A 26,335-nucleotide genomic window follows, 5' to 3' on the forward strand; every position below is an offset into this window, starting at 1 on the left:
TTGTTAATCATCGTAATGTTTATGATGATTTTTCTTTTTGTAATATTTATTATGCTTTTTTTGTTGACCTGGTGCATAATATTTCGCAGACTTATCTCCATGTATCTTTTTATGTTGTCCAGGTGGGAGATTTCTATGGTTATCATACCTTGCATCATATTTGGGATACTTTTTATACTTTTTCTTTTTATGATGTGTATGCTCAATACCATAAATTGTAGTAGAACCATCACAAGAAGTTAGAAATAAAGCCGCAAGTGCAAAGATTGCAACTAAATTAATTTTCTTTAAAACTGTTAATTTCATCATCACTTTAATATATAATGTGAAGAGTAAGACAAGAACCTTACCAAAAATATAATTTAATAAATTTAATTGTCTTTAATGGAATAGTATTTGAGAATCAATTCATAAACCATTAAAATATGAAAGAAAAAATTCAATACCGTTATAAAACTACTAACGAAGCTTTAACGGAGTTAACTGAAAACGGTTTTATAATTGATTATAATATCGAAAAAGGACAATTAAAGCAGAATCCTGAACATTTTGATATTGTATGTATTTACCGTTACGAAGGAATGTCAGATCCTGATGATGAATCTTCTGTTTATGGAATAATTAATAATCAGAGTGGTGATAAGGGGGTATACGTTGTAGGAAATTTATCTACGGGTGATGATGTAGATAAATTTATTGTGAATTTAGAAATTAAACGTAGAACAATTAAATAATAATCATTATTAACAAAATAAAAAAGCTCGATACATATGTATCGAGCTTTTTAGATTTTATAACATCTTTCTGATTAGAAAGGATATTCATAAATTTTTGATTCGTGGAAATAAGGGTGACCTTTTGCTTCTAAGTTTAATTTAGAAACTGCATTCATTACTACGAATGTAAATAATCCTCCAATTCCAACTAACGATCCAATTTCCATTAATCCGAAATTGTGGAACGGTCCAACTGCTGCTGGCATAATTTGGTTGTAAAAATCCCAATAGTGTCCAATAATGATTACAAATCCCATCACGAAAACGATTTGGTAACGACGTTTCATGCTTGATGAAATTAAAATCAAGAATGGAGCTACTAAGTTGATTACTAACATCCAGTAGTATAATGGATATTGCGCCATACGTTGTTGGAAGTATTGAGCTTCCTCAGGAATGTTTGCATACCATTGTAACATAAACTGACAGAACCATAAGTAAGACCATAATAATGAGAAACCGAACATATATTTTGTTAAATCATGTAAGTGGTTATCATTGAATAATGGTAAAGCATTCTTTCTTTTTAAGTAGATTGAAATAATTGCCATAATAGAAACCGCAGAAACTAAGTATGAAACCATTCCGTACCACATAAATAAAGAAGAGAACCAGTGTGGATCTAAAGACATCACGAAATCCCATGCAAAAGCTGCAGAACAAAGTGCAAAAATCACTAAATAAATAACTGATTTTTTGTACAATTGAGCGTAAACTTTTAAGTCTCCTTTTGTTTCATCTAATTTGCGAGTTGCATTTTTAATAACTGGTAACATTAAAGATAATACTACCAAGTAAATAATACAACGAACTAACCAGAAGTTAGGACTTAACCAAAGCTGTGCTTTGTTCGCCATAAAGATGTCATACTTAGCATTGTCTGGATCTATTAAATCAGCATCCATCCAGTGGAATAAATGATTCATGTGAAAATAAGATCCTAATACGATGATTGCTAAAAGAGCAGAACCTACTGGTAAGAAAGAAGCTACAGCTTCCATTACACGAGATACTACCATCGACCAACCTGCATTTGCTACGAATTGAATACATAAGAAAAACAATGCTGAAGCTGCGATACCAAAAGCTAAATAAGCAGGTACATAGAAAGCAGCCCAAGGTCTATTTTTCAATAAATTCTCTAAATGGTGCATATGTGCATCATGATCTGTGTTCATCGATGCAAATGAATCTGAAATATACTCACCAAAAAATTGAGTTGGGTGAGCTTCAATCAAACCGTTAATATATTCAGTTGAATTAGCAACATCTTGTTGATGTAAGAAAAATCCTATCCCGTAAAGCACAACACCTATCACTGTTAGAATAAGTGATGCATTTTTTAATCTTGGGGAAAATGTATATTGCATAATAATTAACTTATTTTATTATTTATTAGTTGCTGTTTCTTCAGTTGCAGGTGTTGCTTCTGCAGCAGGTGCAGCAGTTGAACCACCTTTTAAACTCATTACATATTCAGCAACTCTCCAACGGTCTGCAGGAGTCAATTGAGATGCGTAAGAACCCATCGCATTTTTTCCATACATAATTACATGATAAACAGAACCTACTGTAATCTCTCTTTCTCCGTAAGTCGGAACTCCAGAATAAGCTTTAGATTTTACGATTGATCCTTGTCCATCACCTGCGTCACCGTGACAAACTGCACAGTTTTGACCATATAACACTTTTCCTCTTTCTAAATCCGCAGTTTTGGTTGCAGCATCTAATGGAGAAACAGTTACACTTTTTGATTGAGCATAACCAGCATTATTGTTTTTGAAAGTCCATGGCAAAATATCACCATCAGTTCTTGCAACAGCACCTTCTACAGATTCTAATGCAGACATATTGTGATTTTTATTCATTACAGGAACTTCAGAGTTCTCTTTATCTTCAGGGTAACCGTAAGTTGCCTTTTCATAAGGATCATATGCTGTCGAATAATACATATCCGGCATATATACGATACTCGCGTCACGTTTTTTATCAGAACAAGAAGTGATAATAATACTTCCTAATCCTATAAGTAATGCTATCTTTTTCATTATGCTTCTTGTACTAAATTGTTAACACTTGGTTCTACGACTACATCACCTTTTACTGTTACTTCTTCAGCACCAGTTTCTACAAATACATTTTTGATTTTCTCAACATCAGCAGTTCTGATTTCGATTAAGAATTTATCATCTGTTGTACGTGGATCTGGGTTTTTAGCTTTCGCACCTGGGTACATTTTGTTACGCGCTAAATATGTTAATGACATAAAGTGCGCTGCACAGAAAACTGTCAACTCGAACATAATAGGAACGAACGCTGGCATATTTTCTCCCCAAGAGAAAGATGGTTTACCACCGATATCTTGAGCCCAATCATGGTTCATAATAAACCATGTCATCAAAGATGCTAATGTTGTTCCAAATGCACCGTAGAAGAAAGCAAGGTCAGAAATACGAGTTTTCTTTAAACCTAAGGCTTTATCTAAACCGTGTACAGGGAAAGGTGTATATACTTCATCTATCGTAATACCTTGTTTACGTATAGATTTTACTGCTTTTAATAAATCATCATCGTCTCCGTAAAGACCATAAACGATTTTAGTGTTCGTGATGCTCATCTTCAGTATGATGTTTTTTATAGCTTTCGCCTGATGATTTCAAAATAGTTTTTAATTCAGATTGTGAAATAACTGGGAATGTACGTGCGTACAATAAGTATAACACAGAAAAGAATCCCATAGTACCTAAGAAGATACCTACGTCTACCCATGAAGGCATAAACATTGTCCAGCTTGATGGTAAATAGTCACGAGATAAGTTGATAACGATAATATCAAAACGCTCGAACCACATACCAATGTTAACTACGATAGAGATAACGAATGTCCAGAAGAAGTTTCTTCTAATTGAACGAATCCATAATAACCCTGGTACTAAAACGTTACAAATAATTAACGCCCAGAATGCCCACCAATAAGGTCCTGTTGCTGCTCCTGGAGAAAAATATGTAAAGTCTTCGTAACGAGATCCTGAATACCAAGCGATCCATAACTCAGTTAAATAAGCTACTGCAACCATACCACCTGTTACAACGATTACAATATTCATGTACTCGATATGTTTACGTGTGATATAATCTTCATAGTGTAAAACTTTACGCATTACACTTAATAATGTTTGTACCATCGCGAAACCAGAGAAAATAGCTCCAGCAACGAAATAAGGAGGATATACTGTTGAGTGCCATCCTTTGATTACCGATGTTGCGAAGTCAAAAGATACAATCGTGTGTACCGAGAATACTAACGGTGTACATAAACCAGCTAATACCAAAGATAACTCTTCGAAACGTTGCCAGTGTTTTGCTCCACCACCCCATCCGAATGATAAGATTCCGTAGATTTTCTTAGCGAATGGTTTTGTTGCACGGTCACGTATCATAGCGAAGTCAGGAATTAATCCCATCAACCAGAAAACTGTTGATACAGAGAAATACGTAGAAATCGCGAATACGTCCCATAACAATGGTGAGTTAAAGTTAGGCCATAATGATCCAAATTGGTTAGGAATTGGGAAAACCCAATACATTAACCATGGACGACCCATGTGGATTACAGGGAATAACGCTGCCTGTACAACGGCGAAGATCGTCATGGCTTCCGCAGAACGGTTAACCGACATTCTCCATTTTTGACGGAATAATAATAAAACGGCTGAGATTAACGTACCAGCGTGACCAATACCTACCCACCATACAAAGTTGGTGATATCCCATCCCCAGTTAATCGTTCTATTCAATCCCCAAACACCAATACCAGTTCCAACTGTATAAGCAATTGCACCAACACCAAAGATGAATGCTACCATTGAAATACCGAAACATAGCCACCACAATTTACTTGCAGGCGTCTCAATTGGACGTGCAATGTCTACTGTGATATCGTGGTAGGTTTTATGTCCTAAAATAAGGGGCTCTCTTACCTGTGATTCGTAATGTGACATATTTGTTTACCTTATTAATTCTTTATTAATTTAATTAAGCTTGTTCTTTTCTGTTTCTAACTTTTACTTGATAGATAACATTTGGTTTTGTACCAATTTCTTCTAATAAAACGTAAGAACGTTTATCTTTCGATACTTGTCTTACTTCTGATTTATCATCATTGATATCTCCAAATTTCATCGCTCCTGTTCCACAAGCAGCAGCACAAGCAGCAGCAGCCATAAACTCTTCGTCTTTAACTACTCTGTTTTCTTTCTTAGCTTTTAAGATTGCAGCTTGCGTTTGTTGGATACAGAATGAACATTTCTCAATTACACCTCGTGTTCTTACAACAACATCTGGATTAAGTACCATACGACCTAAATCATTGTTCATGTGGAAGTCGAATTTATCGTTATTCGCCCAGTTAAACCAGTTGAAACGACGTACTTTATAAGGACAGTTATTCGCACAGTAACGAGTACCAACACAACGGTTATAAGCCATCATATTTTGACCTTGACGACCATGAGATGTTGCTCCTACTGGACACACAGTCTCACAAGGAGCGTGGTTACAGTGTTGACACATTAATGGTTGGAAAATCACATCTGGATTTTCTGCCTCTGGCTTAATTAATCGTGTATATTGTTGTGGTTCGTTATCTGGATCAGATTCTAACGCAACTTTCTGAGTTAATTTTCCGTTTGGATCATTGTATGTTACATCAGAGTAGTAACGGTCAATTCTTAACCAGTACATATCTCTTGACATACGCATTTCCTCTTTACCGACAGTTGGTACGTTGTTTTCTGCTTGACAAGCAATTACACACGCTCCACATCCTGTACAAGCATTCATATCAATTGTTAAATTGAAGTGAGGTCCTGTTGAACGATCAAAACTTGCCCATAAGTCAACTTCACCTACAGGAGAATCTCCTCTCCAAGTTGGCATTTTAGCAACTGGATTCCATTCTTGACGGTCTGTATTGATAAAATCAGCTAAAGAAACTTCTCTTGCGATTTCGTAACGACCCATCAATGTTGGTTGTTGCTGCATATTAGCGAACTCATGTTTATCTGTACGAGAAGATTTTTCAATTTTAACGTTAGAAACTCCAACTGTTCCGTTATATAATGTATAAGCATTAACCCCTACATTATTTGAAACTTTACCAGCTTTTGTGCGACCGTAACCGAAAGCTAAACCTACAGTTCCGATAGCTTGACCTGGCTGAATGAATACTGGAACGTTTTCTAAAACAACTCCATTAACAGTTAAGTTTACATACTCACCGTCAAATTGCATTCTTCCATTTGTAACGTTGTAGTTATCTTGAATTTTGATTCCTAATTTCTCCGCATCATTTGGATTAACTGTTAAATAGTTATCCCAAGAGTTACGTGTAATTGGATCTGGTAATTCTTGTAACCAAGGATTATTAGCCTGAGTACCATCTCCTAATCCAGCTTTAGAATAGAATTGGATTTCCCATTCTGTTGCTTTACCTGCAGCTAATTTAGCAGAAGCAGCAGAAGCAGCAGCTGTGTTAGCTGTAAAAGCCGTAGTTTCAGCCGCTTCATTATAACCATTGTATAATGCTTTGTTGAAATCTACACCTAATTTTGGTAAAATAGCTGAATCCCAATTTTGTTTTACGTATAAGTAAAATGGAGATACTTTTTGTCTTGTTGCAGAAACTGCCATCACCATAATTGGATCATTTGGATCTTCTACTTCAGTCACTTCAGTTACTCCTGTCATCCAAGCAATTAATGAATCTTGGAATTGACGAGAATCAAAAATACGTGGAATTGTTGGTTGTTGTAATGAGTACACACCTGTTATTGGGCTGAAATCATTCCAAGACTCTAAACCGTGAGTAACTGGAGCGATAACGTCCATTACTGATGCAGTTTCGTCTAATTTTTCAACTAAACCAACTTTAAGTCCAATGTTTTTGAAAGCTGCTTCAATTTCTTTTGCGTTTTTCGCGTTGTAAATTGGATTCGTTTGGAAGTTTAATAAAACTCCAACTTGCCCAGCTTTAGCGTCTGCAATGAATTGATTGAATACAGTATCGTTAGACTCTTTTAATAATACAGCTTTATCTGAAACTACAGCTGATCCTAAAACTTGGTTAATTGCGAATGCAATAGTATACGCTTCTTTAGAACCATCAGCCATTACAACTGCTTTAGAACCTTTTTCTTTTAACTCAGCAACAATTGCTTTTGCTTCTTTAGATGAAGCAGCTCCACCTGTTAATCCTTGATAAACTTCTGCTAACACTTTTTCAGTATCAGTTGGTTTTAAAGGATAACGTGTATCAGCATTTGCTCCTGTTAAAGATAAAATAGACTCTACTTGGATGTGACGCATCATGTTTGCTCCTGGTTTACGAGCTACACCATAATCACCTTCCATTCCACCACCATTGTAGTCACCTAAGAAATCTGCGTTGAAAGAAACAACTAATTCAGCATTCTTAAGATCATAGAATGGTAATTCTCTTTTTCCGTATACTTCTTGTGCAGCATCTAATGCATTCGAATAAGAAATTGCATCATATACTACATGTTGAGTTGTTGGATATTTTGTTGCGAATTCTGCAATCAACTTTTTAGTTGTTGGAGAAGGTAAAGACGGAGTTAAAATAACTACTTTCTTTCCTCCTACAGATGCTAATGCTTTAGAAACAGTAGCGTCTAAATCTTTCCAAGATGTTGCTTTGAAATTCTCACCACCGTTAATTAAAGGTGATTTTATTTTATCAGAATCATATAATGATAATACAGATGCTTGAACACGAGCATTTGTAGAACCAAAATATTTCGCTCCTTTATTTGCATCAATTCTAATTGGACGACCTTCTCTTGTACGTACTAATACACTCGCATAATCGTATCCATCAAAAACTGTAGATGCATAATATGTAGGCACACCAGGCATAATATTTTCTGGTTTCACTACGTAAGGAACAGATTTTACGATTGGAGCTTCACAGGCTGCTAATGTAACAGCAGCTGTACTGAACCCTAAAATCTTCAAAAAGTCACGTCGTGAAGTTTGACTATTCTCCATGGCGTTGTCATTCCCTAAGAAATTGTCTACGGGAATTTCTTCTGCAAATTCATTGGTAGTTAACTTTTCATTTAATGTATTGTCAGTTAACTCCTCAAAACTTTTCCAGTAATTTTTCTTCGAAGCCATTTATACTCCTCTCTTTTTTATATTAATAATGACATTTACCACACTCTAAACCTCCGATAGCATCAACTGTAATCTTAGTTGCGTCACCGTACTGTTTTTTTAACTTTTCGTGTAGTTCTGCGTAATATTCTTTGTTATACTCGTTGTCCATATCTACCTCAGTAGTTCTGTGACATTCGATACACCATCCCATTGTGAAATCATTCGCCATTTTCACTTCGTTCATCTCATCAACACGTCCGTGACAAGCGAAACAAGTTTGGTCTCCTGATCCAATGTTCAATTCTTTTGCATTTGGAATTGTCCCATCCTTAATTGCTTTCTTAATCGCTTTTTCTCCAGCTACAACGTGTTGTGCGTGGCTAAAGAATACGAAATCTGGCATATTGTGGATACGTACCCATTCGATTGGTTTTTGTGGACCATCGTATTTGTTCGTTTCTGGATTCCATCCAATCGCTTTATACATTTTTTGGATTTCTCCTGTGTAGAAATTTTTAACAGCGTCTTCATCTGCGAATTTACCAGAAGTGATTAATTCTTCTTCGAAGTAATCTCCTTTGTATTCTTTGATTGTTTTGTGACAGTTCATACATACGTTTGGTGAAGGAATTCCAGACACTTTACCGTATTTCGCTGAACTATGACAATACTGACAATCAATCCCTTGCACGCCTGCGTGAACTTTATGAGAGAAGTAGATCGGTTGTTCCGGCTCGTAACCTTTGTCAACACCTACACCCATTAATCCCCAATACACATTGTACAATGCAAAGAATGCTAATACAGCAATTACTACACCACCAACTTTTTGGTATTTTTGGAAGAAGTCAGCAAAAGAAAAAGCAGCTTGCTCATCTTTAGAATTTAAATCTTCTGTAGCTGTTGCTTTAACCAATGCATTAACGCGAACTAAAATCCACAATAACAATGCAGCTAAAACTACAAAACCTACAGCGATAATCCCTGTACTTGCTCCTCCACCTTGTGCAGCTTCAGCAGCTTTTTTATCAGCAGCCTCCTTCTTTTTCAAAGCTTTAGCTTCCTCAAAAGCTTTCACTCCTCCATCAGGATCTGCTGTATATGCTAAAATATTATCAATATCACCATCTGATAAGTTAGGGAAAGCTAACATCTCAGTGTTATTGTAATCAGCATAAATTTTGTTTGCATACGCATCTCCAGATTCGCGCAAAGCTTTGTTGTCCTTAATCCAAGCGTGTAACCACTCTTTTCCAAGTCCAGCTTGCTCTTGTACGCGTTTCTCAACATCACGTAATTCCGGCCCAATTAAATCACCATCAATTTGGTGACATGCTGTACAGTTAGCTTCGAATAACTCGTAACCTTTACCTGCATCTTGGGCATTTGCTAAGGAGAACGTCGATAGTATTATCGCGCAGCTCCATAAACGTATTCTTTTTAGAAATCTTGCCTTCATTTACTTAAATAATCTCAGTTCGTTGTTTCTTTTAACTCGTTTTTATTTGAACACTTAACTATCAGCAAAAATAGCTTCAATACTTAATAAAATCATAAAGTTTACATACTGAACTTTGTCATTGAGCTTAATTTAAAACGTTTCTAAATTAATTATTGAAAAAATTATGATGAAAATAATCTCTATTTGATTTGAGATTAGAGCTTTTCATTTGATGAAAAATCTATTTAACATAATTTCTTTAAAATAATTTTAATATTTTTTATTCAAAAAAGACAATAAAAAGAATCTAATCCATCCTTTAAAGTGAAAAAAAGGTTAATTTGGAATAATATTCGTAGTAAGAAAATAAAAGTCTATAAAATTTAATAACTTAATTGTAAAAAGTATATTTGCACATATTAATTCATCCTATGAAAAAATTTATCTTTTTATTTCTTATCAGTTTTTCTAGTTGTGGTTTTGCACAAAATAAAATTGATACTGTTCAGATTATTAATAACGGTACATTGAACATGGAAATTGATAGTAGAATAAATACTGTATTAAAAGCGAAAGAAGACGCAGTCTGTGTTCATAATGCACCTATCAAAAAAAACACAGAGAAAAAACCTATTGTACATTCCAACGATCCATGTGCTGGAACACCACAAATAAATGGTTTCAAAATTCAGATATATTATTCGAAAGATAGAAAGGACGCTGACAAAGTAAGAAATGAATTTGCCCGTTCTTTTCCTGAGTTGTCGTCTCAAACCGCATACTTTTCACCAGATTATCGTGTTTTAGTTGGTGATTATTTTACAAGAGCATCAGCTTCGAGAGATATTCGTCGTTTAAAATCAAAATACAATAGCGCTTTTTCGATTCCATTCAAAGTATTGTGTAGAAAAGCAAAATAAGCGTTATCATTATTAGTTCTAATCATCATTTTCTTTAAAAAAATGAGAGATGTATCCTTATCATAACAAAATAAAACAACGAATAAATAATGGTGAATTGGTTTCGTACGAATTTGTAGAAAAATATAAAAATATTTCAACATGCTTGGTTTTATATTTCAAAGCAGAACCTTATACACGACCGATTCGTGAACACCGTTTTTCTGAATATAAACTCTTATTAAAAATAGAGGACAAATAATTTATTTTTCGATTTTAAAATTATTGAAAATATAATAAAGCGTTATCAAATTTCTTGGTAACGCTTTTTCAACTTTTAATTGTAACAATTAGTAATCGATTCATGTTTTTGAATTTAATTATTCAGAGTTCGATTTCTACCCTCTATTTCTAATTGGATAAGTATAGATGCCAAAATTGTTTGCACAAATCCTAAATTACCTGCAACTAACACACCTTTTTCTCCTGTTGATATTTTTTCGATTCCATAAACACTTGACTCATCTTCTGGATTTGAATTTCCTTCGTAACGATAGATATAAATAATTCTAAAATCGTGTGGATGATCAATCAAATCATTTTCTAATAAATTAAAATCTTCTTGATATCCTTTTTCTGCTAACTCCTTTAGCGCTACGCTTGAAGTTTCGTAATTAAATTGTCTTCTCTCGAACATATAAATAGTTTTATTTGGTTAATACTTATAAATCTAATCAATTACTTTACAAAAAGTTGTTAAACATAAGTTAAGTATATTTAGTATGAAATAATTTAACATTGTTAATGATTTATTGTATTGGAAATAAGTTCTTACTTTTGACAAAAAGATAAAATGATTTTAGAAAAATTAAATCAAAACGAGGCGAATTTTGCTGATGTTATTGCTTATATCGAAGAAAATTATAATTACACTGCTTCTGCTTTTGTGAATGGAAATCAAGAAAATGCGATAGACCAAAATCAAGGTAGTGCGAAAGTATTTGCTTTTGCAAATTTAAATAACCTTTCTAAAGAAGATACTTTGAAATTATTTGCTGAACATTATGAAGCTGTTTTAGCAACTCCTGAAGGAACTGATCATAATAATATTCGTCAATTTATAAAAAATGGTTGGGAAGGTTTAAAATTTAAAAACGAAGTTTTAACAAAAAAATAATCTCCAAAAAAAACGTCTTACAAAATGTAAGACGTTTGTTAATCATTTAAAATGGAGCCATAAAACTAATCGTGTAATGATCGATGGTTTTTCCTTGCAAATCCTTCAATTCTAAAATAACTGGAACTTTATATGATTTTAGTTCACTTTTAGGAATTTTAATATCTATTAAACCTTGTTTCAATTCCCCTTCATTAATTTCAATATATTGATTAGGCTCTACTAACAAAATTGTTTTCCCTCCTTTGAAACCATTTACATTTACAACCATTTTATAGGTTTTATTTGTTTTATTCATCAAACTATATTGCATTGTATTAATGATATAATCACCTTCTACAACATAATCTTTACCAGGAACTTGTAAAAATTTAACTTCGACATCACTTCTATTTAGCGTAAAAGCAATCATTGCAGAAATCATTGCAACTAAAACAAAAGTAAATGCAATCAATCTTGCTGAAAGTTTAAAAGGTTTTCCTTGTTCTATATTTTCTTCGGAAGCGTGACGAATTAAACCTGTTGGTAGATTAATTTTCGTCATAATTGTATCGCACGCATCCATGCAAGCAGTACAGTTTACACATTCTAATTGCGAACCATTTCTAATATCAATTCCGGTAGGACAAACTGCTACACATTGACCACAATCAATACAATCACCTTTTCCTGCTGCAACTCGATCTTCTCCTTTTCTAAATTTTGAACGTCCGTTTGTGCTTTCTCCTCTTGGAAAATCATACGAAACTTGAATTGTTTTTTTATCAATTAAGACACCTTGTAATCTACCATAAGGACAAACCAATGTACAAACTTGTTCGCGAAACCAGGCGAAAACAAAATAGAATAATACACTAAAAATAAATAATCCTAAAAATTTACCTGCATGTTCTGATGGACCTTCTGAATAAATTTTTATCAGTTCATCAATTCCAATAATATAAGAGAACAGTATGTTCGCGAAGAAAAATGAAATTATGTAAAAAACAGTCCATTTTCCACCTCTTTTCAATATTTTTTCTTCGTTCCAATCTTGTTTATCCAAACGTATTTGTTTACTACGATCTCCTTCAATCCAATATTCAATTCTACGAAAAACACTTTCCATAAAAATGGTTTGCGGACAAACCCAACCACAGAACAAACGTCCGTAAATTGTCGTAAATAAAATAACGAAAACAACACTTACAATCATTCCGAATGCAAGTAAGAAAAAATCTGTTGTAAAAAATGGATAACCAAATAAAATAAAATTGGTATTGAAAACATCAAATTTAAAAACAGGATTTCCATTTGGCAATTTTATAAAAGGTAAAACCACTAATAAAATCAACAAAATCGAAGAAACGATTGAACGATAATTAGTGTACTTTCCTGAAGGTTTTTTTGCATAAACCCATTTTCGAGTTCCTTTCTTATCCATTGTTGCAACCTCTGTTCTAAATTGTTCATTTTCAATCTCAAAACCAAGCTGCGTTGTATCTTGTTTTAAATCACTCATATTAACTATAAATATCTATACAAAGATACCGCCACCTGTAAATTAAAACTTGGCAATATTTATGGTATTTATGGTAATATTTACGTATTGATATAAATCATTTATTTACAATCATCTATTTTTTTTCAAAATACTGACTTGTTCATGATGATAAAATCACTTAAAATAACCATCTTTCTAATTGATACAATTTACTTATAAATAATATTGTTTTCTGAATTGTTCTGGCGTAAAACCTGTATATTTTTTAAAAAATTTGACAAAATAAGAAGCATCTTGAAAGTTGAGTAAATAAGCAATCTCTGTAACCGAAATTTCTTTGTTAACAAGCAAACGCTTGGCCTCAAGCACCACCCTACTCCGAATTAGTTCGCCCGCAGAATTTCCTAAAACATCCTTACAAAGCGCATTCAAATGATTCGGCGTGATATATAAAAGTTCGGCATATTCTTTTGGTAATTTTTTCTTTTTAAAATTTTGTTCAATAAGCGATTGAAAATTATTTATTAACACCGATTGATAATCATCTTCTTTTACATTTACACCTTCCAAACTACGTTCAATATCAATAAACAAATTCATCAAATGAAAACCAATTTTTAAATTAGAAAATTGATCATCTTGATAGTTTTCATGTATCATTTCCTCAAAATAATTTGAAATTTTTTGTTGTAAATCTTTCGAAACTTCAACAACATGATCCTCTACTAAAATAGATTGCAAAAATTGAAACTTTTGTAAAATAGAAGAATTAATTCCAATCCAATCAAAAAAATTGTCCGAAAAATTAACAACAAATCCATCATATTTCTCTTTAAAATACCATTGATGCACTTGTCCCGGTTTCATAAAATACATGGTTCCAGATTTAGCTTCAAATTTTTCGAAATCGATTAAATGCTCACCACTCCCTTCTGTAAAATAAACCAAATGGTAATATTTATGGCTATGCACTTCTTGCAAATGCGGATTACTGTCCACATACCCTCTGAATCGATCTACAGAAAACAAATCATTGCTATTTTTTTCTGTATTCAAATTACAAATATCAAATGTCGGAAATAGTTTTTTGGTCATAATCGAGTAAATTTTTCAGATGTAAAAATAAATACTATTAAAAACATTTAAATTGAAAAGTTTAACTTTAGGCAATAGAACATTAAAAATGGAATTTAAAGAGAAAAAAATTGTCTTACTTTCTTTGGATGGAGGCGGAATTAGAGGAATTATATCTTGTGTCATTTTAAAATACATCGAAGATAAATTAAAGAAAATTCATGACGAAAATGCCAAAATAGGCGATTATGTCGATTTTATTGCAGGTACAAGTACTGGCGCTTTAATCGCTTCTTTGTTATTATCTCCTTCTACCGAAAATCCAAAAAGAGCAAAACACTCGATCACAGATGCACTGAATATTTATTTAGGTGAAGGGAAAAATATCTTCTCAAAAACATTTTGGACAATTCTCAATAATCCGTTGAGTGTGCTAAAAGATAATTTACCAACACTTGTATTGGAAGAGCAATTAAAAATCGTTTTTGGAGATACAGAGTTAAAAGATTTGATTCGTCCTTGCGCGATAGTTTCTTATGATACTGAGCATCAAAAACCAAAAATTTTCAATTCGATTGATGGAATCTCTCCTTTCCGAAATTTCTATGTAAAAGATATTTGCCGTGCTTCATCAGCTGCGCCAACTTATTTTGAACCTGCAAAAATAAAATCATTCGCTGATCAAGAATTTAGTTGCATTGATGGTGGTGTTTTTGCAAACAATCCAACTTTTGTTGGCTTTATCGAAACGCAAAAAATAAATTTTAATAAATATTTCAAAGATGAATTAAAATATAATGGAACAGCACCTTTACAAGAATTTATTATCATTTCTCTCGGAAATGGTTCACGTGCAAAATCATATAAACACGAACATTTAACACGAATTTCAAAATCGAAATGGGTAGATCCTTTGGTAGACATTTTTATTTCGACTGGCGTTGATATGGTCGATCAGGAAATGAGAAGCATGTTCGCTTTATTGAAGCCAAAATATCAACAAAATTATTATCGATTTAATCCTGAAATTCCAGAATCTGCATTGGATTTAGGAAATGTTTCCAACAGCAACATTAAAACATTATTGGACGTTGCCAATGATTATGTCGCAAAACACAAAGAACATTTGGATGAAGTCGTTCAAAAATTAATTTTCAATCAAATTGAAATCTCATAAAAAAAGGCTTTGAGTAAAATTTCAAAGCCTTTTGTAATTTCTATTTATTTCGAACATAAACAAATATTTCTTGTTCTCTATTCAATCCTCTATTATCCACAATACTTTCTAAACACGCATGACAATCTGTTACAATTCCCTCTCCATTGTAATTCGTGTAACTCCCATTCTCTAGCGCAACAACATGTGGTTTCAACAAATCTGCATTCAGTTTTTTGCGTTCTCCAATCAAGGTGTACACATATTCACGTCCAGTTTCGTCAGTAAAATTATCTACTTTATAAATTTGATCCAATTCTCTTTCGTGATCAATTATAACAAATAAGTAGTCTTTGTGGCTATCTTTTTCAAAAAAAATTCTTCTCATAGCTTCAATTGTTTGACTCAAATTTAATAAAAGAATATTGGTTTTACCAATGAAAATTAAAAAGTTTTAAGAGAATTTTAAAATATTATCAATTTCAAAACAGATAATATTTTACTTTTACATCAACCAAAACACAAAAATGAAAACTCTTCTAAAAATCTTGACTTTAGGATTAATTTGCCTTATTTGTCAACCAATTTTTGCGCAAAAAAACGCGAAATTAAAACATAACTTCGAAAAAATTATCCATTCAAAACATTCATTATCTTTTAATGTATGTAGTTGTTATCGTTTCCAAAATGGTAAAACGATTTATGAAAAAATACATTTTTGGTATTATCCTTGTAGAAAATTTGTATCTTAATTCCAATAAAACAAATAAAATCTAACCAATTGAAATTCAACTTAAAAAAAGTATTAAAATATTTTTCCATCACACTCTTGTCAATAATTCTATTGTTGACCATTGCAATTTTTAGTTTACAGTTTCCTATTGTACAAAATTTTGTAAAAAATAAATTAGTTAATTACCTCGAGAATAAAATACATACAAAAGTACAATTAGATCGTGTTTATGTCGATTTTCCAAACAGTTTGGTCATGGAAAATCTATACTTACAAGGACAAGATGTCGACACGCTTTTATCGGTCAAAAAGTTTGACGTTGGTTTAGATATTTGGCAATTGACCAAAAGTAAAGCCGATATAAAATCTATTGATTTAAGTGGCGTTCATGCAAATGTTATCCGTAAACCAGATGGAAAATTCAATTTCGATTATATTATCAATGCTTTTGCAACTGACGAAAAAGACGAAAGTCCTTCAAAACCATTTATCATTTCGTTGGATAAAATAAAACTGAATGATATGAATGTTTTGTTCAATGATCAGCAAGCGGCAAATAACATCAAAGTTCATCTAAATTCGTTTGATACGCGTGTCAAAAAATTCGATTTAGAACAAAATTCGTATGGAATTAGCGATATCAATTTAGATGGTTTAAAACTAAAATTGAAACAAGATATTGTAAAAGAAGTTGCGAAAAAAGTAGAAGAAAAAGTAGATTCTTTGAATGATCAAAAGCCAATGAAAATTGAATTGAACGGCATTCATTTAACCAATTTTGATATCGATTATGGCGATGATATTTCTGGAATGTTTGCTAAAGTCAAATTCAAAGATTTCAAAACGCGTGTTAAAAAACTTGATTTACAACAAAATTCTTATGCGGTTGATGATATTTTAGTGAATGGTTTGTTGGTTGATTTTGATCAAAAAATGGTTAATAAAATCAAAGAAAATAATGTTGATAAAATTGATCCAAAATCTAAGCAAAACCCTCTTCAAATTGCATTAAACAAAATTAATTTGAATGATATAAAAGTCAATTATAGTGACGAAAATTCGAAAACGTATGCAAAAATTAATTTGAATGAATTCGAAACAAAAATCAATAAACTTGATATCGAAAATTCAACCTTTGACATCGAAAATATTTTATTAAAAGACGCCGACATCGAAGCCAATTTATACCTTTCTTCTACTAATTCGACATCTTCTCAAACATCATCTTCATCAGCAATGAACTTGGTTTTGAATAAAACAATTTTAGATAATGTAAACGTAAAATACAACAATACAGCAGAGCGTAGAACTGCGCAAGGAATGGATTTTAATCATTTAGATTTCTCTCCATTAAATCTTGATTTGCGTAATTTCAAAATGTACAATAATACGTTTACTGGACAAGTAAAAAGTGCTGAAATAAAGGAATCAAAAGGTCTAAATATACAAAAATTAACGACAAACTTCTTGTATGCGAATACACAAGCTTATCTGAAAAATCTATACTTACAAACACCTAAAACAATTCTTCGGGACGAAGTAATTCTTCAATACAATAGCATTCAACAACTAACATCTAATCCTGAAAATGTATTGGTTAATGCGAATATCAAACATTCTAAAATTGGATTTGCAGATATTCTAAATCTTGTTCCAACGCTTAGAAAAACGACGCCTTTCGACAACTATCCAAATGCAATTTTACACGTAAACACGAATGTAAAAGGAAAAGTAAATGATTTATTCATCAATAATTTACAGGTTTCTGGTTTAGATGATTTAGAAGTTTCGGCTTCGGGAAGAGTGAAAAATGCAATGAATCCAACGAAATTATTTTATGATTTGAACATTAAAAACTTTTCTACTTCATCGAAAACAATTTACAATTTAGTTCCTAAAAACATTATTCCAAACAACATTAGAATTCCGTCAAAACTTTCTGTAAAAGGAAAGGCGAAAGGAACAACGAAACTTATCAATACGCAATTAACCATCAACTCGACCTTAGGAAACGCAAAAATTGATGCCATTGTGGATATGTTGAAAAAAGATGCGGAAAAATATAACGTAAAAGCTGAAGTCCAACATTTAGATGTCGGAACTTTAATTAGTAATAAAGACATCGGGAAAGTCACTGCAAAATTGAATGCTATCGGCACAAGTTTTAATCCCGAAAAAATGAATACGAAGCTTTCAGGATTTATTACGTCTGCGAATTACAACAATTACACCTATCAAAATATTAACCTTGATGCAAAAATAAATGAAGCTGTTTTTGAAGCACAAGTTTTATCAAAAGATCCAAATGCAAACCTTAATTTAATTGCTTCTGGTCTCTACAAAAAAGAGTTGTCAGATGTAAAATTAAATGGGAATATCAATCAATTAGATGTTCAAAAACTTGGTTTTTATAACGAACCTATGATTATCGCTGGGGAAATAGTTGCAAATTTTGCTAACCTAAATCCTAATCATTTAAATGGATCATTGACTCTCAAAAACTTTGCTTTATCGAACACAAAAGATGTTTTCCCTTTGCAAGAAGTGAATTTAATCGCAAATTCAACAGCCGATTCAAATCAACTTAAACTTACTTCTCAGGTTGCAGATTTAGACTTAAAAGGTAAATTTAAATTGACACAAATTTTTGGATCACTTACCTCAACGATTAATCAATATTATCAATTTCAACAATCTGATGAAAATGAAAAAATAGAACCTCATCAATTTTTTAGCTTACATGCAAAAATAAAAGACGATGAATTGGTTCGAAGATTTGTCCCTGATCTAAAAAATTTCGAAACGATTACATTAGATGCAGCCTATGATGCGGATTTGAAACAAGTTAATGTCGATGGAAAAATACCAAGTTTAACGTATGGTACAAATACGATTAACAATGGTTTTATCAAAATTTCGAACCAAAATGATGCGTTAGTTTATGCATTGAATATTGATCATTTGAGAAGCGATAATTTTCAGTTGAACAAGATAAATCTTGATGGAGATATTGCGAATAATACCATCAATTACAGCATTTCAACGAAAGATGATAAAGATATTACTCAATTTTTGGTTGCTGGAAATTTGAAAACATTGGATGACATTACAGAAATCAGCTTAAATCCGACTGGTTTAGTCTTAAACTATGATCAATGGGAAGTTGGAGAAGGAAATTTAATTCAATTAAAAAAAGACGGCATTGTTGCAAATAATTTCAAACTAATGCATAATGGAAGTGAGATTTTATTGCAATCAGCATCTGATAAAGGTACAAGTCCGCTTGATATTTCGATTAAAGATTTCAAAATAGAAACCATTACCGAAATTATCAAAAAAGATGACTTAGCAGCAAAAGGAACCATCAATGGAACAGCACAAATTAGAGATTTGAATACAAATATGACCTTCAATTCTGATTTAACTATTTCAGATTTAAAAGCATTTGGAAATCCTATTGGAACGATTGTAGCGAAGGTCAATAATACATCTCCAACTTTGATTAATGCAGACATTTCATTAAATGGACACCACAATGATTTGAAGATTTTAGGCGATTACAACACTGAAGCAAGTGCGTTTGATTTGAATTTAGCTATTAACCGTTTGGAAATGAAAACCGTTCAAGGATTTTCGATGAATCAAATCAAAGATACCGAAGGTTATTTGGCTGGAAACTTAAAAATTACTGGAACGGTAGATCAACCAAGTATTTTGGGACAATTAAAATTTAATGAAGTAGGTTTAACGATTGCTGAAACAGGTAGTAATTTCCGAAAAATTGATGACGCAATAGATTTTACGAACAAAGGAATAGAATTTAACCGATTCAAAATTAATGACAACGAAGGAAACTCTCTCACATTAAGAGGCGAAATATTAACTAAAACCTATCGGGATTTTGATTTTAATTTAACTGCTAATGCACGAGATTTTAATGTTGTCAATTCCGAAAAAACTAACGATGCCATGATGTATGGTAAACTGGCTATTAATGCGAATCTAACAATAAAAGGTGATATGGATCTTCCTAAAGTAAACGGAAACTTAAAGGTAACAGATGACACTAATTTTACGTTTGTTTTGCCTCAATCTTCACCATCTTTACAAGAACGAGAAGGAATTGTTGAATTCATTGATCAAGATCAAATCACGTTAAATGAAACGATTAAAACAGCTGAACTAATTACAGATTCTAAGATAAAAGGATTGGATGTTAGCGTGAATATTGAAGTGAGTAAAGAAGCTAAAACATCGATTATCATTGACAAAGTAAACGGAGATTTTGTCGAAATACAAGGTGAAGCTGAGTTGACAGGTGGAATGGATCCTTCTGGTAAAATGACTTTAGTTGGCGTCTATCAAGTAGAAAAAGGTGCTTATGAGCTTTCGGTAAGTTTATTAAAACGCCGTTTTGACATTCAGAAAGGAAGTAGTATAACATGGACAGGTGAGCCAACTGCTGCAAACCTTGATATTACAGCAATTTACAAAACAAAAGCAGCACCAATCGATTTGATCGAACAACAAATTTCGGGTTATTCATCATCAGAAATGAACATGTACAAACAACGTATTCCGTTTAATAGCGAACTCATTTTAAAAGGTGAATTACTAAAGCCTGAGATTAAGTTCAATATTTCGATGGACAAAGACAATCCCTCTATTGCAACAGCCGTTATCGAAAATACACAATCCAAATTGGATCAGTTAAAAAATGATGAAGCAGAAATGAATAAACAAGTTTTTGCATTATTGTTGTTAAATCGCTTTATTGGAGAAAATCCGTTTGAAAGTAAAACAAGTGTTTCTGCCGAAACTATGGCGTTACAAAGTGTGAGTAATATTCTTTCGCAACAATTAAATAATTTGGCAGATGATTTAATCGAAGGAGTTGACATTGATTTGGGATTAGATACGCAAGACGATTATTCATCAGGTACCAAAAACACTCGAACAGACTTGAATGTTGCGGTAAGTAAACGCTTGTTAAATGACCGATTAAAAGTTTCGGTTGGAAGTAATTTTGGACTTGATGGTGACGCCAGAGAAAACGAAAACATGACTAATATTGCTGGAGATATAACAATTGACTATAGTTTATCACGCGATGGTCGATATATGTTAAGAGCTTATCGAAAAGATGAATATCAAGTTGCTTTACAAGGACAAATTGTAGAAACTGGTGTTGGTTTTATTATCACATTAGATTACGATAAATTCAAAGAAATTTTCGAGAAAAGAAGAAAAAATAAAACGAATAGAAAAAAACAAAAAGTCGTATCTCAACCATGAAAAAATCAATTATAACATCTATCAAATGTATTGCTATTTCATTTGCCACAGTTGGTATTACTTCTTGTAGCAACACCCGTTTTCTAAAAGAAGGTGAAACACTTTACACAGGTTCTAAATTAACCATAAAAGGGGATTCATTAAGCAAAAGTGATCGCGTAGCTTTAAAAGATAATCTGGAAGAAAATATTATTCCCAAACCTAATTCAAGTTTTTTTGGATTACGTCCTCGATTATACATTTACAATATCACGAGCGAACCAAAGAAACAAAAAGGATTAAAATATTGGTTGAAATATAAGGTAGGACAAAAACCTATTTTATTAAGTGATGTTGATATCGATTTTAATAAAAAAATCCTGGTTAATTATGCCGAAAACAAAGGCTATTTCAATGCAAAAGCGCAAGGAGATACCATTAGCAAAGACAAAAAAGCAGTAGTAAATTATGTGTTACAACCACACAAACGCTATTACATCAATCAGGTTAATTTTCCAAAAGACACAACATTAGTTGTGAACAAAGAAATTAATAAAACAGAAGCCAAAACTTTACTTAAAGAGAAGCAACCATTTGATTTGGATGTGATAAAAGCCGAACGCGAACGTATAGATTCTCGTTTAAAAGATAACGGTTTTTATTATTTTCATCCCGATAATATTATTGTACAAGCAGATAGTACCGTTACAAACAAACAAGATGTTGAGCTTTTTGTAAAGCTAAAAGACCAAACTCCCGAACAAGCTAAAAAGCAATTTACGATTGATAAGGTTATTGTTTTTCCTGAGTACAATATTCGGCAAGCAAGAAAAGGTTTATACCAAATGCCGATGCCTACTGATTCTTTAGGAAAATATGAACAAAATGGTTTTTATATGGTAGATTCGAAAAAGAACTTTAAACCAAAAGTTTTCGATCGTGCCTTGTATTTCAAAACTGGTGATATCTACAATCGTGCTGATCATAATTTAACCCTAAATAGATTAGTTAATTTAGGTGTTTTTAAATTTGTGAAAAACGATTTCGTTATTTCAGATTCCATCAACAATAAATTTGATGTTTATTATACGTTGACACCACGCGAATTTCAATCGTTGCGCTTAGAAGTTTTAGGTCGAACAAATTCGGCGAATTATGGCGGTGGCGAATTAAACTTAAATTGGACGCATCGTAACATACTAAAAGGAGCAGAACAACTTAAAATGGCTTTATATGGTGCTTTTGATATGCAATTAGGCGGTCAAAAAGATGCGAACAACATTTTTAGAGCTGGTTTTAATACACAACTTTCAATTCCGAGAATTGTAGCACCCTTCAAATTCAATTCATCAAGTGCGTTTGTTCCACGAACAAATATTGAAATGGGTTATGAATACCAAAACAGATCAAAATTATACACCTTACATAATTTCAATACGTCTTTTGGATATGTTTGGAAAGAAAATGCACAGAAAGAACACAACCTAAAAGTGTTTAGTGCAACTTTATTATTTCCGGAAAAAGTAACCAATGAATACAACAGCAAAATTTACGATTCGATAGGAAATATTATTAACCCAAGTTTAAAACGCGTTGTCGATAAACAATTGATTTTTGGCCCACAATATTCGTACACCTATACTACCACAATGTTACCACGAAAAAGTACATTTTATTACCGTGGTTTAGTTGATTTGGCTGGAAATTTAACAGGATTGATTACTGGTGCAAATGTAAAAAAAGACAAGGAAAAAGAAATCTTCAAAATTCCATTTAGTCAATATGCAAAAATGGAACACGACTTCCGTTTTTACCACAAGTTTTCGGATAAATCCTCAATTGCCACACGGTTTATAGGAGGAATTGCTTATCCTTATGGTAATTCTGAATTTGTTCCATATTCCAAACAGTTTTTTGTAGGAGGTAGCAATAGTATTCGCGCATTTAGAGCACGTACATTAGGTCCTGGAAGTTATGATCCACGCTATCAAAATGCGAATTTCTTTTTTGATCAATCGGGAGATATTAAACTCGAATTAAATGCAGAATTTAGACAGAAATTATTTAGTTTTCTAAATTTAGCGTTGTTTGTTGATGCGGGAAATATATGGTTAATGAATGAGGATGAAACGCGTCCAGGTGCAAAATTTTCAAAAGATTTTATAAATGAAATTGCTGTAGGAGCAGGATTAGGACTACGACTTGATTTTAGTATTTTAATTCTAAGATTGGATTTAGCCACTCCTCTTCGTATTCCGTATTATGAGAAAAATGACCGATGGACATTTGATAAAATTGATTTTGGAGACAAAGCATGGCGAAAAGATAACTTAATTTTGAACATCGCGATTGGATATCCATTCTAAGCGTAAAGCAAAAATAAAAAACGAGTATCAAATGATACTCGTTTTTTTATTATTTATACTAATTACTTCAAATCGAAACGATCTGCATTCATCACTTTATTCCAAGCGGCAACAAAATCTTTCATAAATTTATCTTGTGCATCTTCTTGTGCATATACCTCAGCAATAGCTCTCAGTTCAGAATTAGAACCGAATACCAAATCAGCACGAGTTCCTGTCCATTTTGGTGTACCTGTCTTACGATCAGAACCTAAATAAACTTCTTTCGTTTCATCTTTTGCTTTCCATTGTGTACCCATATCCAATAAATTCACAAAGAAATCATTTGTTAATTGACCAGGACGATCTGTTAAAACACCATGATTCGAACCATCATAATTGATATTAATTGCACGTAAACCACCAATTAAAACTGTTAATTCTGGCGCTGTTAACGTTAATAAGTGTGCTTTATCAATCAATAATTCTTCTGTCGAAACACCTTGACGTTTCGTTTTGCGGTAATTACGGAAACCATCTGCAATTGGCTCTAACCAACCGATAGACTCTACATCTGTTTCTTCTTGTGAAGCATCTGCACGACCTGCTGCAAATGGAACTGAAATTGTTTTACCAGCATCATTTGCTGCTTTTTCGATGGCTGCATTTCCACCTAAAACAATCAAATCTGCTAAAGATACTTGTTTCGATGAATTTACTGCATTAAACGAAGCTTGCACACCTTCTAATGCTTTCAATACTTTATTTAATTGAATTGGGTTGTTCACATCCCAATTTTTCATTGGCTCTAATCTAATTCGTGCTCCATTCGCACCTCCACGCTTGTCCGATCCTCGGAATGTAGAAGCTGAAGCCCAAGCTGTACCAGCTAATTCTGAAACTGTTAAACCAAGATCTAAAATTTGTGCTTTTAAATTTTCACAATCATTTTCATCTATCAATTCGTGTGTTACTGCTGGAATAGGATCTTGCCAAGTGAAAGTTTCTGTTGGCACATCTGCACCTAAATAACGAGAAACTGGTCCCATATCGCGGTGAATTAATTTAAACCATGCTTTACGGAAAGCATCTTCAAATTCTTCAGGATGCTCTAAGAAACGACGACCTATTTTTTCATAGATTGGATCAACACGTAATGCGATATCAGATGTCAACATTGTTGGTCTTAATCTTTTCGAAGCATCGTGCGCATGCGGAATAATTTCACCTACATCTTTTGCTACCCATTGATGAGCTCCTGCAGGAGATTTTGTTAATTCCCATTCGAAACCGAACAAATAACTCAAGAATAAATTCGACCATTCTGTTGGTTTACTTGTCCATGTCACTTCAATTCCAGATGTAATTGTATCCCCAGCATTTCCAGTTCCATAAGAGTTTTTCCAACCTAAACCTTGCATTTCAAGACCAGCTGACTCAGGATCATCACCAACGTGATCAGCAGATGCTGCACCATGTGTTTTACCAAAAGTATGTCCACCTGCAATCAACGCTAAAGTTTCTTCATCATTCATCGCCATACGTGCAAACGTATCACGAATATCTCTTGCCGAAGCCAATGGATCTGGGTTACCATCTGGACCTTCAGGGTTCACATAAATTAATCCCATTTGCACTGCAGCCAACGGATTCTCTAAATCACGTTCACCGCTATAACGGCTGTTTGCTCCCCCACTCTCTTCTAACCAAATTTTTTCAGATCCCCAATATACATCAATATTTGGCTCCCAAACATCAGCACGTCCACCTGCAAAACCAAGTGTTTTGAATCCCATTGATTCTAAAGCTACATTTCCTGCTAAGATGATTAAATCTGCCCAAGAAATCTTGTTCCCATATTTTTGTTTAATTGGCCAAATCAAACGACGCGCTTTATCCAAAGACACATTATCTGGCCATGAGTTTAATGGTGCAAATCGTTGTTGCCCTTCTCCACCTCCACCGCGACCGTCTTGTACACGATAAGTTCCTGCACTGTGCCAAGCCATACGAATGAAAAATGGACCATAATGACCAAAATCTGCTGGCCACCAATCTTGCGAATCTGTCATCAAGGTTTTAAGATCTGCCTTAATCGCTTCTAAATCTAATTTTTTAAATTCTTCCGCATAATCAAAATCTTCTCCTAATGGATTTGATTTATTTGAATGTTGACGTAAAATGCTTACATTTAATTGATTTGGCCACCAATCTTTATTTTGTGTTCCCAATCCTCCAACTGGCGTTGTATCCATTTGACCATTATGAAATGGACATTTTGAGATATCTCCTCCTTGATTTTCCATTGATTAATATTTTATGTTTATTATTTTGTTTTGGTAAATATCATAAATATAATAATTTGTCTTATCAATTAAAAATCAAATTGTTTTATCAATTAATCAATTTATCTTATACCAAGTGCAAATTAAATAGTTATTAATTATAAAGCGAAAAATTAATTAACTACATTTAACTGTTACACTCATTGATCCTACCGTGATAAGAAATAATAACTCCGATATTGGTAATTGTAAAGCACAAAAAAAATCAGTTATTTACAAAAAAAACTGATTTTTTTTGAGATTATAATTTATTTTATCGTTTTTATTTATACATCAATCCACCTATATTCGTTATAATTAAAAAGGTTTCTTTTATAAACCCGTTGTGCATTATGAATTAAAAAGATAAAAGTTGTTCATTTGATTGAAAATCAGTAACTTGAATTAGTTGCAAAACATTTACAATGAACAACTTGAATGCAAATTACGAAAGAATTTTGGAAGTTTTGCGAA

At 32.7% G+C, this 26,335-nt stretch carries 19 protein-coding genes; 7 read left to right on the top strand and 12 right to left on the bottom strand.

What is annotated here, in order from left to right; genetic code table 11:
- Nucleotides 1–3 precede the first annotated feature (3 nt).
- Nucleotides 4–309 carry a hypothetical protein gene (locus HX088_RS03210; protein WP_394368351.1) on the bottom strand — a complete coding sequence of 102 codons (306 nt, stop codon included), beginning with the start codon at nucleotides 307–309 and terminating at the stop codon, nucleotides 4–6.
- A gap of 116 nt (nucleotides 310–425) precedes the next feature.
- Between HX088_RS03210 and HX088_RS03215 the strand changes: the two genes are divergently transcribed.
- Nucleotides 426–734 (top strand): hypothetical protein, encoded by a 309-nt coding sequence (locus tag HX088_RS03215; RefSeq protein WP_286483353.1) that lies wholly within the window; start codon nucleotides 426–428, stop codon nucleotides 732–734.
- A 74-nt stretch (nucleotides 735–808) separates the two neighbouring features.
- Here the strand turns inward: HX088_RS03215 and HX088_RS03220 are convergent, their stop codons facing one another.
- From HX088_RS03220 to HX088_RS03245, 6 genes are read right to left on the bottom strand one after another with little or no spacing between them, the layout of a single operon-like run.
- Nucleotides 809–2,146, bottom strand: a complete 1,338-nt coding sequence (locus HX088_RS03220; RefSeq protein ID WP_286483355.1) for a hypothetical protein — start codon at nucleotides 2,144–2,146, stop codon at nucleotides 809–811.
- 18 nt (nucleotides 2,147–2,164) lie between these two features.
- Nucleotides 2,165–2,824, bottom strand: a complete 660-nt coding sequence (locus tag HX088_RS03225; protein ID WP_260544007.1) for a c-type cytochrome — start codon at nucleotides 2,822–2,824, stop codon at nucleotides 2,165–2,167.
- Nucleotides 2,824–3,393 (bottom strand): DUF3341 domain-containing protein, encoded by a 570-nt coding sequence (locus tag HX088_RS03230; protein ID WP_221411950.1) that lies wholly within the window; start codon nucleotides 3,391–3,393, stop codon nucleotides 2,824–2,826. The genes HX088_RS03225 and HX088_RS03230 overlap by 1 nt, the downstream gene beginning before the upstream one ends.
- A complete protein-coding gene (gene nrfD, locus HX088_RS03235) occupies nucleotides 3,374–4,777 on the bottom strand; it encodes an NrfD/PsrC family molybdoenzyme membrane anchor subunit (RefSeq protein WP_286483357.1) in 1,404 nt (467 codons plus the stop codon). The genes HX088_RS03230 and nrfD overlap by 20 nt, the downstream gene beginning before the upstream one ends.
- A 34-nt stretch (nucleotides 4,778–4,811) precedes the next feature.
- Nucleotides 4,812–7,973 carry a TAT-variant-translocated molybdopterin oxidoreductase gene (locus tag HX088_RS03240; protein ID WP_225539349.1) on the bottom strand — a complete coding sequence of 1,054 codons (3,162 nt, stop codon included), beginning with the start codon at nucleotides 7,971–7,973 and terminating at the stop codon, nucleotides 4,812–4,814.
- Nucleotides 7,974–7,995: 22 nt separating this feature from the next.
- Nucleotides 7,996–9,414: a c-type cytochrome gene (locus tag HX088_RS03245; RefSeq protein WP_286483360.1), complete on the bottom strand. Its 1,419-nt coding sequence runs from the start codon at nucleotides 9,412–9,414 to the stop codon at nucleotides 7,996–7,998.
- Nucleotides 9,415–9,827: 413 nt separating this feature from the next.
- Between HX088_RS03245 and HX088_RS03250 the strand changes: the two genes are divergently transcribed.
- The gene (locus tag HX088_RS03250) at nucleotides 9,828–10,316 is read left to right on the top strand and encodes an SPOR domain-containing protein (protein WP_260544010.1); all 489 of its coding nucleotides are present in this window, start codon (nucleotides 9,828–9,830) and stop codon (nucleotides 10,314–10,316) included.
- Between the two features lie 49 nt (nucleotides 10,317–10,365).
- Nucleotides 10,366–10,557 carry a hypothetical protein gene (locus HX088_RS03255; protein WP_225539351.1) on the top strand — a complete coding sequence of 64 codons (192 nt, stop codon included), beginning with the start codon at nucleotides 10,366–10,368 and terminating at the stop codon, nucleotides 10,555–10,557.
- Nucleotides 10,558–10,671: 114 nt separating this feature from the next.
- Here HX088_RS03255 and HX088_RS03260 read toward each other — a convergent pair whose 3' ends face one another.
- Nucleotides 10,672–10,992, bottom strand: coding sequence for a hypothetical protein (locus HX088_RS03260; protein WP_225539352.1), 321 nt, complete (start codon nucleotides 10,990–10,992; stop codon nucleotides 10,672–10,674).
- A 156-nt stretch (nucleotides 10,993–11,148) separates the two neighbouring features.
- Here HX088_RS03260 and HX088_RS03265 point away from each other — a divergent pair, with 156 nt between their 5' ends.
- Nucleotides 11,149–11,472 (top strand): HopJ type III effector protein, encoded by a 324-nt coding sequence (locus HX088_RS03265; protein ID WP_225539353.1) that lies wholly within the window; start codon nucleotides 11,149–11,151, stop codon nucleotides 11,470–11,472.
- A gap of 46 nt (nucleotides 11,473–11,518) precedes the next feature.
- On the opposite strand, the gene ccoG is transcribed toward HX088_RS03265, so the two are convergent.
- The gene (gene ccoG / locus HX088_RS03270) at nucleotides 11,519–12,973 is read right to left on the bottom strand and encodes a cytochrome c oxidase accessory protein CcoG (protein ID WP_286483363.1); all 1,455 of its coding nucleotides are present in this window, start codon (nucleotides 12,971–12,973) and stop codon (nucleotides 11,519–11,521) included.
- Between the two features lie 195 nt (nucleotides 12,974–13,168).
- The gene (locus HX088_RS03275; RefSeq protein WP_171623732.1) at nucleotides 13,169–14,050 is read right to left on the bottom strand and encodes an AraC family transcriptional regulator; all 882 of its coding nucleotides are present in this window, start codon (nucleotides 14,048–14,050) and stop codon (nucleotides 13,169–13,171) included.
- A 52-nt stretch (nucleotides 14,051–14,102) separates the two neighbouring features.
- On the opposite strand from HX088_RS03275, the gene HX088_RS03280 reads away from it, so the two are divergent.
- Complete coding sequence (locus HX088_RS03280; RefSeq protein ID WP_286483366.1) at nucleotides 14,103–15,206, top strand: patatin-like phospholipase family protein; 1,104 nt, start codon at nucleotides 14,103–14,105, stop codon at nucleotides 15,204–15,206.
- Nucleotides 15,207–15,246: 40 nt separating this feature from the next.
- Here the strand turns inward: HX088_RS03280 and HX088_RS03285 are convergent, their stop codons facing one another.
- Complete coding sequence (locus tag HX088_RS03285) at nucleotides 15,247–15,573, bottom strand: hypothetical protein (RefSeq protein ID WP_125349744.1); 327 nt, start codon at nucleotides 15,571–15,573, stop codon at nucleotides 15,247–15,249.
- Between the two features lie 378 nt (nucleotides 15,574–15,951).
- On the opposite strand from HX088_RS03285, the gene HX088_RS03290 reads away from it, so the two are divergent.
- Both HX088_RS03290 and tamL read left to right on the top strand, forming a co-directional pair.
- Complete coding sequence (locus HX088_RS03290; RefSeq protein ID WP_502875130.1) at nucleotides 15,952–21,213, top strand: translocation/assembly module TamB domain-containing protein; 5,262 nt, start codon at nucleotides 15,952–15,954, stop codon at nucleotides 21,211–21,213.
- Nucleotides 21,210–23,558, top strand: coding sequence for a translocation and assembly module lipoprotein TamL (gene tamL / locus HX088_RS03295; RefSeq protein WP_286483370.1), 2,349 nt, complete (start codon nucleotides 21,210–21,212; stop codon nucleotides 23,556–23,558). Before HX088_RS03290 ends, tamL begins: the two co-directional genes overlap by 4 nt.
- A gap of 62 nt (nucleotides 23,559–23,620) precedes the next feature.
- Here tamL and katG read toward each other — a convergent pair whose 3' ends face one another.
- Nucleotides 23,621–25,843 carry a catalase/peroxidase HPI gene (gene katG / locus HX088_RS03300; protein ID WP_286483371.1) on the bottom strand — a complete coding sequence of 741 codons (2,223 nt, stop codon included), beginning with the start codon at nucleotides 25,841–25,843 and terminating at the stop codon, nucleotides 23,621–23,623.
- Between the last annotated feature and the right edge of the window lie 492 nt (nucleotides 25,844–26,335).

Source organism: Empedobacter sp. 225-1, from assembly GCF_030328185.1.
GTDB classification, from domain to species: domain Bacteria; phylum Bacteroidota; class Bacteroidia; order Flavobacteriales; family Weeksellaceae; genus Empedobacter; species Empedobacter stercoris.

Bases quoted from the DNA above. Each gene is read 5' to 3' on its own strand.
- HX088_RS03275 (WP_171623732.1), bottom strand. From the start codon at position 14,050: ATGACCAAAAAACTATTTCCGACATTTGATATTTGTAATTTGAATACA.
- HX088_RS03210 (WP_394368351.1), bottom strand. From the start codon at position 309: ATGATGAAATTAACAGTTTTAAAGAAAATTAATTTAGTTGCAATCTTT.
- HX088_RS03230 (WP_221411950.1), bottom strand. From the start codon at position 3,393: ATGAGCATCACGAACACTAAAATCGTTTATGGTCTTTACGGAGACGAT.
- HX088_RS03220 (WP_286483355.1), bottom strand. From the start codon at position 2,146: ATGCAATATACATTTTCCCCAAGATTAAAAAATGCATCACTTATTCTA.
- HX088_RS03225 (WP_260544007.1), bottom strand. From the start codon at position 2,824: ATGAAAAAGATAGCATTACTTATAGGATTAGGAAGTATTATTATCACT.
- katG (WP_286483371.1), bottom strand. From the start codon at position 25,843: ATGGAAAATCAAGGAGGAGATATCTCAAAATGTCCATTTCATAATGGT.
- HX088_RS03250 (WP_260544010.1), top strand. From the start codon at position 9,828: ATGAAAAAATTTATCTTTTTATTTCTTATCAGTTTTTCTAGTTGTGGT.
- nrfD (WP_286483357.1), bottom strand. From the start codon at position 4,777: ATGTCACATTACGAATCACAGGTAAGAGAGCCCCTTATTTTAGGACAT.
- HX088_RS03285 (WP_125349744.1), bottom strand. From the start codon at position 15,573: ATGAGAAGAATTTTTTTTGAAAAAGATAGCCACAAAGACTACTTATTT.
- HX088_RS03265 (WP_225539353.1), top strand. From the start codon at position 11,149: ATGATTTTAGAAAAATTAAATCAAAACGAGGCGAATTTTGCTGATGTT.
- ccoG (WP_286483363.1), bottom strand. From the start codon at position 12,973: ATGAGTGATTTAAAACAAGATACAACGCAGCTTGGTTTTGAGATTGAA.
- tamL (WP_286483370.1), top strand. From the start codon at position 21,210: ATGAAAAAATCAATTATAACATCTATCAAATGTATTGCTATTTCATTT.
- HX088_RS03260 (WP_225539352.1), bottom strand. From the start codon at position 10,992: ATGTTCGAGAGAAGACAATTTAATTACGAAACTTCAAGCGTAGCGCTA.
- HX088_RS03240 (WP_225539349.1), bottom strand. From the start codon at position 7,973: ATGGCTTCGAAGAAAAATTACTGGAAAAGTTTTGAGGAGTTAACTGAC.
- HX088_RS03255 (WP_225539351.1), top strand. From the start codon at position 10,366: ATGTATCCTTATCATAACAAAATAAAACAACGAATAAATAATGGTGAA.
- HX088_RS03215 (WP_286483353.1), top strand. From the start codon at position 426: ATGAAAGAAAAAATTCAATACCGTTATAAAACTACTAACGAAGCTTTA.
- HX088_RS03245 (WP_286483360.1), bottom strand. From the start codon at position 9,414: ATGAAGGCAAGATTTCTAAAAAGAATACGTTTATGGAGCTGCGCGATA.